Source organism: Acinetobacter sp. WCHAc060033, from assembly GCF_004209125.1.
Taxonomy (GTDB): Bacteria; Pseudomonadota; Gammaproteobacteria; order Pseudomonadales; family Moraxellaceae; genus Acinetobacter; species Acinetobacter wuhouensis.
In genome coordinates, this window is the sequence record NZ_SGSW01000070.1 from 1 (window position 1) to 13,082 (window position 13,082).

A 13,082-nucleotide genomic window follows, 5' to 3' on the forward strand; every position below is an offset into this window, starting at 1 on the left:
CTGCAATAACCGGGTAATTTGACGGGTGGAAAGATTTAGGATTTCAGCAGCACGGACCTGGGTAATACGATGATCTCGAACGTCTTGCAGAACTGCAAGCCGTTGAATTTCTTTGTCAGACATAGTGATAAGCATCTATATTTATATCCAGTCCATGGTGATAAAAACCATCATAAACTAGACATTTTTATTGGTTAGAATATAGACACTTTAAATGGGTTCTAACATTTTTATTTCGTATAAGGTGTATTATGTTAATTTTAGAAAATCTTCACTACTATTATTTTAAAATAAGCCTTATATCCAAGCATAAAACAAGGTTGTCTAGACTTCTTTTAACAGTAAAGTTATCATAAAACTGAATTTTATTTTTTAGGTAAGTTTATGCATTCTATCCGCATTCGTTAAGACACAACTATTTGCATAGTGACACTATTTTATAATGGTGGGCTTTTGTTGTGTCTTTAAGAATATATGCGGATATATAAAGTAAAAGTATGCTTAATTTATAAGTATGCTTTTAGTGCATAGTTTCCAGTTATAACTTAATTGACTAGCTATTTGTCCACCCTGTGGATGAATAGCTTTTTTTTTGGGAGGACACTGTGATGCTAGCTTTTGTTTTCACCTAAATCCTGTTTGCTGCATAAAAAATTTCAAGAGCTAAACAGGAGTAAATAAAAATGAGTTTAATTATTAAAGCGAGAAACATACGCTTGGATTATGCTGGGCGTGATGTTTTGGATATTGATGAATTGGAAATTCACTCTTATGACCGTATTGGTCTTGTGGGTGATAACGGAGCAGGAAAGAGTAGTTTACTCAAAGTACTTAATGGCGAAATTGTTTTAGCCGAAGCGACATTACAGCGTTTTGGTGATTTTGCACATATCAGCCAACTGGGCGGAATCGAAATAGAAACGGTCGAAGACCGGGCAATGTTATCTCGCCTTGGTGTTTCCAATGTACAAAACGACACAATGAGTGGCGGAGAGGAAACTCGTGCAAAAATTGCTGCCGCATTTTCCCAACAAGTACATGGCATTCTAGCGGATGAACCAACCAGCCACCTTGATCTCAATGGAATAGATCTACTTATTGGTCAACTTAAAGCATTTGATGGAGCATTACTTGTTATCAGTCATGACCGATATTTTCTTGATATGGTTGTAGACAAGATATGGGAGTTAAAAGACGGTAAAATTACGGAATATTGGGGTGGTTACTCGGATTACTTGCGTCAAAAAGAAGAAGAGCGACAACACCAAGCCGTAGAATATGAGCTGATGATGAAGGAACGGGAGCGATTAGAATCTGCTGTGCAAGAAAAACGCCAGCAAGCTAATCGATTAGACAATAAGAAAAAAGGAGAAAAATCCAAAAACTCTACCGAAAGTGCTGGACGACTTGGGCATGCAAAAATGACTGGCACCAAGCAAAGAAAACTGTATCAGGCAGCTAAGAGTATGGAAAAGCGTTTGGCTGCATTAGAAGATATTCAAGCACCAGAGCATTTGCGTTCTATTCGTTTTCGTCAAAGTTCAGCCCTAGAACTGCACAATAAGTTCCCGATTACGGCAGATGGTCTGAGCTTAAAATTTGGTAGCCGTACTATCTTTGATGACGCTAACTTTATAATACCGCTTGGCGCTAAAGTCGCTATAACTGGATCGAATGGAACAGGGAAAACGTCCTTGTTAAAAATGATATCAGAACGTGCTGATGGATTAACCATATCTCCAAAAGCTGAAATTGGCTACTTTACACAAACAGGATATAAATTTAACACGCATAAATCTGTGCTCTCCTTTATGCAGGAAGAGTGCGAGTACACAGTTGCGGAAATTCGTGCAGTATTGGCTTCAATGGGGATCGGAGCGAATGATATTCAAAAAAACTTATCCGACTTATCGGGAGGTGAAATCATCAAACTGCTTTTATCCAAAATGCTTTTAGGAAAATATAATATTTTGCTTATGGATGAACCAGGAAACTATCTTGACCTAAAAAGTATTGCCGCATTAGAAACAATGATGAAGTCCTATGCAGGAACTATTATCTTCGTATCTCATGACAAGCAATTGGTCGATAATATTGCTGACATTATCTACGAGATCAAAGACCACAAAATCATCAAGACTTTTGAGAGAGATTGTTAATGATAGCCAATCTAATCCGAACATTAATTATTGAACTCTTTAAAGGAAATTAAAAATGACAATTCAAGATATTCAATCACTTGCTGAAGCACACGGCTTGTTGCTTACGGACAAAATGAATTTCAATGAAATGGGCATTGATTTTAAGGTCGTTTTTGCTCTTGATACAAAGGGGCAACAATGGTTGCTGCGTATTCCTCGTCGTGATGGCATGAGGGAACAAATCAAGAAAGAAAAACGCATTTTAGAATTGGTAAAAAAACATCTTTCTGTAGAGGTTCCTGATTGGAGAATTTCATCTACAGAATTAGTGGCTTATCCCATACTTAAAGATAATCCTGTTTTAAATTTGGATGCTGAAACCTATGAAATAATTTGGAATATGGACAAAGATAGCCCGAAATACATAACATCTTTGGCAAAAACCTTATTTGAAATCCATAGTATTCCTGAAAAAGAAGTTCGGGAAAATGATTTGAAAATTATGAAACCTTCAGATTTAAGACCTGAAATAGCAAACAATTTGCAGTTAGTAAAATCTGAAATTGGTATAAGTGAGCAATTGGAAACCCGCTACAGAAAATGGTTGGATAATGATGTTCTATGGGCAGATTTCACCCAATTTATACATGGCGATTTATATGCTGGGCATGTACTAGCTTCAAAGGATGGAGCTGTTTCAGGCGTTATTGATTGGTCAACAGCCCATATAGATGACCCAGCGATTGATTTTGCTGGGCATGTAACTTTGTTTGGAGAAGAAAGCCTCAAAACTCTAATCATCGAGTATGAAAAACTAGGGGGTAAAGTTTGGAATAAACTATATGAACAGACTTTAGAAAGAGCAGCGGCCTCTCCTTTGATGTATGGTTTATTTGCCTTAGAAACTCAAAATGAAAGCCTTATCGTTGGAGCAAAAGCTCAGTTGGGAGTTATATAATTTAAAAATATGATTGCTGAGAACTGCCTTGTTTTGAAACTTGGTTGGCTTTAATTAGTTTTTAGTATTCTTTATAGAAAATGCCTCGATCAAGGGGCATTTCTAACAATCATTTAACATAAAATTTCTTATGTGAAGTAACCTGAATGCAGCGGTGCCCCATTGGGGGCGCGTTGAGATAAGCCTCTTTTAGATAACTTTAGCAACTCGATAGACAGTTGCAACTCCACAATTCACTGCTTTGGCAATTTCTTCCTTAGTCATATTGCCAACTACTAGCAATTCTTTTATTCGTTTATGTTTAGCCTCATTTGCCTTCTTGCCTGTTGGTTTGTAACCCGAACGTGCCAGGCCCTGCTTAATACGTTCTATACGTTTCTCATTGTCTAGGCGGGCCATTGTTGCCAGAAGATCAATCAACATATTGTTGATGAGTTCCAAGATTGAATGAGTAATGCTGTCACTGGTTTGAATCATTTGGTAGGTAGTAGGAAGATCTGCTACGACTAAACGAAGTCCCTTCTCCTGGATCCTGCGCTTCAGCTCTTGAAAATCTCGTTGGGTTAGGCGTGATAAGCGGTCAATACTTTCAACTAACAATGTGTCACCTTGATTTGCTTCTGACAGTAGCTTATTCAATTCAGGTCGGTCTAACTTCGTACCACTATAGTTTTCCACGTACACAATGGTTTCACCCAAATTCAAGTTTTGGTTTAGATCCTGAAGAATCTGCAAAGCCCTTTCTGCATCTTGATCTTTAGTTGAAGCTCGTAGATAAATACGTGTATTCATTTCTATCATTTAATCTTAATTCTATTAGATTAATGATAATACTATCATTTAATTATTGCATTAAGTCTAATGATAGATATTGTATGCGATTTGGCTCGCTATCATTCAGGTATAGTCTTTTGATAGACTGCTTGTTTGCGGAATGTTCCGATTTGAACCACGCAGATTCAAATCCCAAGTGCAACACATTTGTAGTCAGTTGAAAAAGTTAGGTGTATTCATAGAATCATTAGACTTTTTCAACTCGCAATTGGAAAGCACACAATGAAGAAATACACCCAACTCTCTCAAGATGAAAGATACGAAATTTATGCTACTTTGAAAAGTAAAAGTTCAATCGCCTCCCTTGCTCGGGAGTTAGGACGTTCACGATCAACCATCTACCGTGAATTAAAAAGAAATACTGGACAACGTGGATATAGAGCTCAACAGGCAGCTAAATTTGCAAGTCAAAGACGGTATCGTCCTTCATCATCAATGACAGCATTTGCCTTCGCTTATATTGATTATTTGATTGGTTTGGACTGGTCACCAGAACAAATTTCAGGTGCTTTAACACAACGCGGTTGGCTGGATGTACCTTCACATGAGTGGATTTACCAGTACATTTATCAAGATAAATCAAAAGGCGGTAAACTTCATCTACACTTAAGGCATCAGAAGAAATATCGAAAACGCGGTTACAAAAACACGGATCGTAGGGGTCAAATCATTGATAAAACAAGTATTCACTGCCGAGACCAGGTCATTGATCAACGACAACGTTTAGGAGATTTCGAAGGTGACACGGTGATTGGTAAACATCATAAAGGTGCTTTATTGACTCTCGTTGATCGAAAGAGCCTGTATGTACATATTGTTCATTTAGGGCCAACGAGAGCATCCTCTCAAACGATTACTTGTGCATTAGATCGTTTACAAATGAGCCATGCTTATAGTGTAACATTTGATAATGGCAAAGAATTTTCCGAACACAAAAGAATTACTGATGTTGGCATAGAGACGTATTTTGCTGATCCTTACAAGTCTATTCAACGAGCAAGGAATGAAAATACGAATGGTTTAATCCGTCAATATCTGCCAAAATCATCATCGTTTGATGACGTGTCAAACGAACAAATAGAGCAGATAGAATTTGCACTCAACCATCGTCCTAGAAAAACACTAGGTTGGTATACACCGAGTGAAGTTATGGCTGGTTTTTATACTGTTGCACTTGCCGCTTGAATCCGCCTTTTATTATTCGAAGTTTATCCTAATAGTAAATACACTTTTAGAATTCCTATTTTCATACTGAATGGTTCCATGATGAGCATTAATAATTGCATTAACAACAGCTAGCCCTAAACCAGTTCCGCCAAATGCTTTATTTCTTGAGTCTTCTATCCTGAAAAAAGGTTTAAATAGTTCTTCTTGATATTCCATAGAAATACCTGGCCCGTCATCTTGTATCATTAATGTCCATATATGTCGTTGAACAAATGATGTAATACTTAGTAAGCCTGGATTGGCATAGCGTATAGCATTATCTACTAAAGCAATTAATACCTGTTCCATTCGGCGACTATCACAATACACTATGTCATCTGATACTTCAGAGTGAATAGTAATTTTAGCTTCCTCTAATTTCTCACTAAACATTAAAATAATTTTTGATACGCTTTTTTGGAAATTGGTTGGCTCTATATTTAACTTAAGCTGTTGATTCTCAATTAAACTTAATACTCTCAGATCCTCAACCAAATACGATAACCCTTCAGTCTGGTTTAGTAGACTTTTCATTAGAGCGGGACTAGGCTCAAATACATTATCGACAATACCCTGTAGTCGGCCTTGAAGAATTGTAACTGGAGTACGTAATTCATGTGCTATCGCTGCATTCCACACATGAGCATTTTTTATTGAAACTTCAAGTTTATGGGCCATATCATTAAAATTATCTATAAGCTCTGAAATTTCAGCATTTACATATTTATTGTTTTCAACTCTTGCTGTTAAATCCCCTTGACTAATTTTTTGAGTTGCTACGGCTATAGATTCAATTGGTCTAACAAATCGTTGAGAAAGCCGTATTCCTAAAAAAATAGATAAGAAAAATCCTATAATTAATACTATTAGTAACCAAACTAAGTCTAATAAATGAAGATAAGGCCAGTTCTGCCCAAGTTTTTCCCATGTAACTAATTTCGCTTCAATGGCAATGGCATAAATTAAATAACCAAAAGTTAAAGTAAAAAAAGTAATACTAAAATTCAAAATACTGAATGTAATAATTAGCTGTTTACTAATTTTAATTTTAATTTTACTTTTACTTTTCATTTAAATTATCCAAACGATAGCCTACGCCTCGTACATTAATAAGCATATGATTTAAGCCATGTTCTTCAAGTTTTTTTCTTAATTTACTCACATGACTATCAACAGTTCTTTCTAAAGCATTACCATCTGGCATGCAATAACTCATCAACTCTCCTCTAGTAAACACCTTATGTGGTTGTGCTATCATGAGCATTAAAATTTTATACTCTGTTAAAGTTAAGTTCAGCTTTGGTGATGATGAACTTAAATTAATAAATACACTATGAGTATCCGTTTGAATTTCAATATTTTTATAATGCAAATTCTTATTTTTTGCTTGCTGGTTTTGTTGGCTGCGTCTTAATACAGCATATACTCTTGCTACGACTTCATTAGGATTAAAAGGTTTTACCACAAAATCATCAGCGCCCATTCGGAGTGCCATAACTTTATCAATATCTTGATCAAGTGCGGTTAACATGATGACTGGGGTATCATTAGTTTGTCGAATTTTTTTAAGAACATCCCATCCATTTATTTCTGGTAATTTAATATCTAACAATAATAAATCAATAGGTTGAGACGAATGGAGCTCTATAGCTTGTCTACCGTTCATAGCACGTATGACACGCATCCCTTCTTTTTTTAGATACTGTTCAATAATATCACCAATATCATATTCATCCTCAACAACAAGAATTAGTTTGTCACGGCAATCAAATGAGAATGAACTATCAAACATAAAATAATCCTTTACTAAGAACTTATTTATTTTATCGATATTTTTTTTATTCTCCACACTTTTTCCATAGTTTATCAACGATAAATACACAAATATTAAAAATAATGTAAATATCTAAAACTGTATGAGTTTTTCCATATGAAGAAGCCTCTGTTACTTCCACTTTTTTTATCTATTGGCCTTATCTTACAAGGCTGTGGCTCTGAAGAAGCAGCTCAGACTGAAACACCTTCGGCAAAAGTAAGTGTATTAAATGTTCAACCACAAACAGTAAACTTCAGTGAAAATCTTCCAGCTCGTGTACATGCATTCCGAGTAGCAGAAATTCGCCCTCAGGTTGGTGGAATAATTCAAAAAGTACTATTCAAACAAGGCAGTGAAGTAAAAGCTGGGCAACCCTTATACAAGATTAATTCAGAAGTCTTTCAAGCTGATGTTGCAACAAATCAAGCTGCATTGAAAAAAGCGGAATCAGAAGTTAGTCGATTAAAGACCCAACTTGAGCGTTATCAAGAGTTGTTACCTAGTAATGCTATTAGTAAACAAGAATTTAGTAATGCACAGGCCCAATATCATCAAGCTCTAGCTGATGTTTCACAAATGAAAGCCAGCCTGACACGCCAAAATATTAATTTACAATATGCAACCGTGAGAGCACCTATTTCAGGACGTATTGGTCAGTCTTTTGTCACTGAAGGTGCATTAGTTGGGCAAGGAGATGCTAATGCTTTAGCAGTGGTTCAGCAAATTGACAAAGTATATGTGGATGTAAAACAATCTATTACAGCTTATGAAAAACTACAAGCTGCTTTACAAGCAGGTAAATTATCCGCAAATGCTGATCACAACGTCCAAATTTTAAATAATCAAGATCAACCTTATAACGTTACCGCAAGACTATTATTTGAAGATATTAATGTTGACCCTGAAACTGGCGACGTAACTATGCGTATTGAAGTTGACAATAAAAATCGTCAGCTTTTACCAGGGATGTACGTTCGAGTGAAGATGAGTCGTTCTTCCGTTCCTAATGCCTTACTAATTCCAGAACAAGCGATTCAATATGACAACAGTGGACATTCACAAGTTTATATTGTGAATAGCAAAGGAATGGCTGAGTTACGCAAAATCGAATTAGGTCAACAACATGATCAATTTTACACAGTCAATCAAGGCTTAAATTCAGGTGACCGTATTGTTGTCGAGGGTATTGACCGGATCCAGCCAAATCAAAAACTTGAAATCACTACATGGAAAGTATCAGGACCTAAAAATACGTTTCCAAACGCAGAAGTCAAAGCCTCTACAACAAAAGGAGGTGAATGATTATGTCTCAATTCTTCATCCGCCGCCCTATATTTGCATGGGTGATTGCGATTTTTATTATTCTCTTTGGATTACTCAGTATTCCTAAATTACCTATTGCCCGTTTTCCAAGTGTTGCTCCACCACAAGTGGTTATTACAGCCGTTTATCCTGGTGCAACGCCAAAAGCAATTAACGATAGCGTAGTAACGTTAATTGAACGGGAAATGTCAGGCGTAAAAAACTTACTTTATTATAGTGCAACAACAGATACATCAGGTTTAGCACAAATTACTGCGACCTTTAAGCCTGGTACAGATGTAGATATGGCTCAGGTAAATGTACAAAATAAGATTAAAACTGTTGAAGCCCGCCTGCCGCAGACTGTACGCCAACAAGGTTTGTTAGTCGAAGCATCTTCTTCAGGCTTTTTAATGTTGGTCAGTCTGAGTTCACCTAATGGACAACATTCTGAAGTCGATTTAAGTGATTATTTAGTTAGGAATGCTGTTGAAGAATTAAAACGTGTTGAAGGCGTAGGTAAAGTTCAATCGTTTGGTTCAGAAAAGGCTATGAGAATATGGGTTGATCCAAATAAATTGGTGTCCTATGGCTTATCTATTAGTGATGTAAATAATGCTATACGTAGTAATAATGTTGAAATTGCACCCGGTCGATTAGGTGATGTACCCGCTGAAAAAGGACAACTCATTAGTATTCCCCTATCAGCACAGGGCCAACTTAAAAATATTGATGAGTTCAAGAATATAAGTTTAAAAAGTAAAGTAAGTGGTAGTTCAATAAAACTATCAGATGTTGCTAAAGTTGAAATGGGTTCACAAGCCTATAGTTTTGCTATTTTGAAAAATGGTAAACCTGCTACTGCAGCAGCAATCCAGCTCAGCCCTGGTGCTAATGCAGTAAAAACCGCTGATGGTGTTAAAGCTAAGGTTGAGGAACTAAAACAGAATTTACCAGAAGGTATGCAACTAGATATACCTTATGACACCGCTCCATTTGTCAAAATCTCAATTGAAAAGGTAATTCATACATTACTTGAAGCCATGGTTCTGGTTTTTATCGTGATGTATATATTTTTACATAATGTTCGATATACATTAATTCCAGCGATTGTAGCACCTATTGCTTTACTTGGTACATTTACAGTGATGTTATTGATGGGCTATTCCATCAACGTACTAACTATGTTTGGTATGGTGCTTGCCATCGGAATTATTGTCGATGATGCCATTGTCGTCGTAGAAAATGTTGAACGAATCATGGCAACAGAAGGCCTCTCACCTAAAGAGGCTACCTCTAAAGCCATGAAAGAAATTACTAGTCCTATTATTGGGATAACACTAGTACTTGCAGCCGTATTTTTACCTATGGCATTTGCAAGCGGCTCTGTAGGGATCATCTATCGTCAATTTACAGTGACGATGTCTGTATCCATTTTATTTTCCGCTTTGCTAGCTTTAGTGTTAACTCCCGCACTTTGTGCCACCATTTTAAAACCGATCAATGGTCATCATCAAAAGAAAGGGTTCTTTGCATGGTTTGACCGTAGTTTTGATAAAGTGACTAAAAAATATGAAGTCATTTTGCTCAAAATCGTTAAACACACTATTCCAATGATGATTGCCTTTGTTGTCATTACGGTTGTTACTTTTGCTGGTATGAAATATTGGCCTACAGCATTTATGCCAGAAGAAGACCAAGGTTGGTTTTTAACAACATTCCAACTTCCATCAGATGCAACACGTGAAAGAACCCAGAATATTGTGAAAGAGTTTGAAGGACATCTAAATCAAAAACCTGATGTGCAAAACAATATTTCCGTTCTTGGCTGGGGTTTTGGCGGTTCTGGACAAAACGTTGGGGTTTCATTCTCAACACTAAAAGATTTTGAAGAAAGAAAAATGCCTGCCTCTGAATATGTCAATTCACTTAACGCAGCTATGGCAAAAAGCAATGAAGGTAGCGTTATGTCTATATTGCCTCCGCCAATTGACGAGTTGGGTACATATTCAGGTTTTAGTCTACGGTTACAAGACAAAGCCAACTTAGGTATGCCTGCTCTTATAGCAGCTAAAGAGCAGCTGATTGAAATGGCTTCTAAAAATCCAAAGCTCTATATGGTTTGGGCTGAAGGTTTACCTGAAGGCAATCGTGTGAGCTTGAAAATCGATCGTGAAAAGCTTAATGCTCTTGGTGTTAATTTTGCTGATGTATCAGACATTATTTCAACCTCTATGGGGTCAATGTATATCAATGATTTCCCGAACCAAGGTCGTATGCAACAAGTGATTGTTCAAGTCGATGCAAAATCACGTATGCAGTTGGAAGATATTCTTAATCTCAAAGTAACAGGTTCAAGTGGCCAATTGGTTTCGTTATCAGAAGTTGTGACACCACAATGGAATAAAGCACCACAACAATATAATCGCTATAACGGACGTCCATCTTTAAGTATTGCCGGTATTCCAAACTTTGGGACATCATCTGGTGATGCCATGCGTGAAATGGAGCAAATGATGGCCAAACTTCCTAAAGGAATTGGCTATGAATGGACTGGTATCTCTCTACAAGAAAAACAATCAGAATCACAGATGGCATTTTTATTGGGCCTATCTATGCTGGTGATCTTTCTTGTACTCGCTGCCCTTTATGAAAGTTGGTCGATTCCACTATCAGTTATCTTAGTTATTCCATTGGGTATTTTTGGTGCTGTGATTGCAATTATGACGAGAGGCATGATGAATGATGTGTTCTTCAAGATTGGACTCATCACAATCATTGGTTTATCGGCCAAGAACGCTATTTTGATTGTTGAATTTGCCAAGATGCTTAAAGAAGAAGGTATGACTTTAGTTGAAGCTACCGTTCAGGCTGCAAAACTTCGTTTACGTCCAATTCTCATGACATCTCTTGCCTTTACATGTGGTGTTGTTCCTTTAGTCATCGCATCAGGAGCGAGCTCTGAAACACAACATGCATTAGGTACTGGGGTATTTGGCGGCATGATTTCAGCAACAATTCTCGCAATTTTCTTTGTTCCAGTATTTTTCATCTTCGTACTGGGAGCAGTTGAAAAACTCATTTCTTCAAAGAAAAAAACGACCCCTTAAGTTAAAAGAGCCAAAAGAAACATAAATGTTTCTTTTGGCTCTTCTTCGATATTACTGCTTTTACTATTTGGAGAAAATCATGCTTAAAATGCCAGTTCATTTAACACGAGGATTACTTGTTTCTTCCCTTTCCATTGCATTAACTGCTTGTATCAATATGCAGGCATCACAACCTGTACAGAAGTCGAATATTCCACAAAATTTTTCACAAACATCTACGGGAACATCGATTGCGGAAAATGGTTATAAAACTTTCTTTTCTGATCCTAAGTTACTACAAGTAATTGAAATTTCAATCGACAATAATCGTGATTTACGTACTGCCGCCTTAAATATTCAACGTGCCCAACAACAATATCAAATTAGCAAAAATGATCAGCTGCCCACAATTGGAGCAACTGGTAGTGCAGTTCGACAAGTCGAATCCTCTATTAATCCTAATAACCCATATTCGACTTTTCAAGTTGGCTTGGGTGTAACCGCTTATGAATTAGATTTCTGGGGACGAGTCCAAAGTTTAAAAGATGCCGCTTTAAATAATTACTTTGCGACACAAAGTGCTAGAGATGCTACTCAAATTAGTTTAATAAGCCAAGTCACCCAAGCATGGTTAAATTATGCTTTTGCAAAAGATAATTTAAATCTTGCGGAGCAGACATTAAAAGCACAAATTGATTCGTACAATCTCAATAAAAAGCGTTTTGATGTAGGTATTGATAGCGAGGTTCCATTACGACAAGCTCAAATTTCTGTCGAAACAGCACGAAATGATGTGGCTAACTATAAAACTCAAATGGTACAAGCACACAACTTACTGAATCTTTTAGCTGGACAAACTATTCCACAAGATTTACTTCCAAATCAAAGAATTAAAAGTATTACAAAGGAAACAGCTTTCACAACTGGCCTGCCCAGTAATTTACTTAATAATCGTCCTGATTTAAAAGCAGCTGAATTTCAACTTAGAGCAGCGGGTGCAAATATCGGTGCAGCAAAAGCACGACTATTCCCAACAATTAGCTTGTCTGGATCCGCAGGTTATGCTTCAACAGAGTTAAATGATTTATTTAAATCTGGAGGTTTTTCTTGGTCAGTTGGTCCAAGTATTGACCTTCCTATTTTTGATTGGGGAACCCGTAAAGCTAATATTAAAATCTCTCAGACAGAACAGCAAATTGCACTTGCTAACTATGAGAAATCGATACAGTCAGCTTTTCGTGAAGTTAATGATGCACTTGCCGCTCATGCACATATCGAAGATCGTTTAGCAGCCCAGCGTCGTTTGGTCATTGCAACAGATGCAACATATAAACTATCCAGTGCTCGTTTTAGAGCAGGTATTGATAGTTATTTAACGGTATTAGATTCGCAACGCTCTTCTTATGCAGCACAACAAGGACTACTTATCCTCGAACAAATAAAACTAAATAATCAAATCGAACTTTATAAGTCGTTAGGTGGAGGAATTGCGAGTTGAAAAAGTCTAATGATTCTATGAATACACCTAACTTTTTCAACTGACTACAAATGTGTTGCACTTGGGATTTGAATCTGCGAGATAAAAAAACAGCCATCTGTTGACAAGGTTTTTACAGGAAAACTTGGCAACAGATATAAATAAACCCAAAGAGCATATTATCACTCAAGATGGTAAGGCTGTTTAGCATCAAATAATTGTGAATAGACCATCTATGTAGGTTTAATAATGAAAGCTT

The 13,082-nt window shown here is 36.8% G+C and carries 9 protein-coding genes and 1 pseudogene; 6 read left to right on the forward strand and 4 right to left on the reverse strand.

Translation table 11 applies throughout. The features are described 5' to 3' along the window. Positions 1–135, reverse strand: a pseudogene (locus EXE10_RS19045) (helix-turn-helix domain-containing protein); the annotation flags it as partial. A gap of 548 nt (positions 136–683) precedes the next feature. On the opposite strand from EXE10_RS19045, the gene msr(E) reads away from it, so the two are divergent. Together msr(E) and EXE10_RS19055 are read left to right on the forward strand one after the other, a co-directional pair. Next, the gene (gene msr(E) / locus EXE10_RS19050) at positions 684–2,159 is read left to right on the forward strand and encodes an ABC-F type ribosomal protection protein Msr(E) (RefSeq protein WP_000052512.1); all 1,476 of its coding nucleotides are present in this window, start codon (positions 684–686) and stop codon (positions 2,157–2,159) included. Between the two features lie 55 nt (positions 2,160–2,214). Further along, positions 2,215–3,099 (forward strand): Mph(E) family macrolide 2'-phosphotransferase, encoded by an 885-nt coding sequence (locus tag EXE10_RS19055; RefSeq protein ID WP_000155092.1) that lies wholly within the window; start codon positions 2,215–2,217, stop codon positions 3,097–3,099. Positions 3,100–3,288: 189 nt separating this feature from the next. Here the strand turns inward: EXE10_RS19055 and EXE10_RS19060 are convergent, their stop codons facing one another. Next, the gene (locus EXE10_RS19060) at positions 3,289–3,900 is read right to left on the reverse strand and encodes a recombinase family protein (protein ID WP_015060246.1); all 612 of its coding nucleotides are present in this window, start codon (positions 3,898–3,900) and stop codon (positions 3,289–3,291) included. A 255-nt stretch (positions 3,901–4,155) separates the two neighbouring features. On the opposite strand from EXE10_RS19060, the gene EXE10_RS19065 reads away from it, so the two are divergent. Next, a complete protein-coding gene (locus EXE10_RS19065; RefSeq protein ID WP_033917576.1) occupies positions 4,156–5,118 on the forward strand; it encodes an IS30-like element IS18 family transposase in 963 nt (320 codons plus the stop codon). Positions 5,119–5,130: 12 nt separating this feature from the next. Here the strand turns inward: EXE10_RS19065 and adeS are convergent, their stop codons facing one another. Both adeS and adeR read right to left on the reverse strand, forming a co-directional pair. After that, the gene (gene adeS, locus EXE10_RS19070) at positions 5,131–6,210 is read right to left on the reverse strand and encodes a two-component sensor histidine kinase AdeS (protein WP_043041662.1); all 1,080 of its coding nucleotides are present in this window, start codon (positions 6,208–6,210) and stop codon (positions 5,131–5,133) included. Then, positions 6,200–6,931: an efflux system response regulator transcription factor AdeR gene (adeR, locus tag EXE10_RS19075; RefSeq protein WP_033917517.1), complete on the reverse strand. Its 732-nt coding sequence runs from the start codon at positions 6,929–6,931 to the stop codon at positions 6,200–6,202. The genes adeS and adeR overlap by 11 nt, the downstream gene beginning before the upstream one ends. A gap of 138 nt (positions 6,932–7,069) precedes the next feature. Here adeR and EXE10_RS19080 point away from each other — a divergent pair, with 138 nt between their 5' ends. The 3 genes from EXE10_RS19080 (at position 7,070) to adeC (ending at position 12,844) form a co-directional block, all read left to right on the forward strand. Next, on the forward strand, positions 7,070–8,257 hold the full coding sequence (locus EXE10_RS19080; RefSeq protein WP_033917516.1) for an efflux RND transporter periplasmic adaptor subunit: 1,188 nt from the start codon (positions 7,070–7,072) through the stop codon (positions 8,255–8,257). Next, positions 8,257–11,367: an efflux RND transporter permease subunit gene (locus EXE10_RS19085; RefSeq protein ID WP_033917518.1), complete on the forward strand. Its 3,111-nt coding sequence runs from the start codon at positions 8,257–8,259 to the stop codon at positions 11,365–11,367. Before EXE10_RS19080 ends, EXE10_RS19085 begins: the two co-directional genes overlap by 1 nt. An 88-nt stretch (positions 11,368–11,455) precedes the next feature. After that, positions 11,456–12,844, forward strand: coding sequence for an AdeC/AdeK/OprM family multidrug efflux complex outer membrane factor (gene adeC / locus EXE10_RS19090; protein WP_370538948.1), 1,389 nt, complete (start codon positions 11,456–11,458; stop codon positions 12,842–12,844). Positions 12,845–13,082 lie beyond the last annotated feature (238 nt).

Excerpts from the sequence above, each read along its gene's own strand:
- EXE10_RS19055 (WP_000155092.1), top strand. The coding sequence starts at position 2,215 with ATGACAATTCAAGATATTCAATCACTTGCTGAAGCACACGGCTTGTTG.
- EXE10_RS19060 (WP_015060246.1), bottom strand. The coding sequence starts at position 3,900 with ATGATAGAAATGAATACACGTATTTATCTACGAGCTTCAACTAAAGAT.
- EXE10_RS19065 (WP_033917576.1), top strand. The coding sequence starts at position 4,156 with ATGAAGAAATACACCCAACTCTCTCAAGATGAAAGATACGAAATTTAT.
- adeS (WP_043041662.1), bottom strand. The coding sequence starts at position 6,210 with ATGAAAAGTAAAAGTAAAATTAAAATTAAAATTAGTAAACAGCTAATT.
- adeR (WP_033917517.1), bottom strand. The coding sequence starts at position 6,931 with ATGTTTGATAGTTCATTCTCATTTGATTGCCGTGACAAACTAATTCTT.
- EXE10_RS19080 (WP_033917516.1), top strand. The coding sequence starts at position 7,070 with ATGAAGAAGCCTCTGTTACTTCCACTTTTTTTATCTATTGGCCTTATC.
- adeC (WP_370538948.1), top strand. The coding sequence starts at position 11,456 with ATGCCAGTTCATTTAACACGAGGATTACTTGTTTCTTCCCTTTCCATT.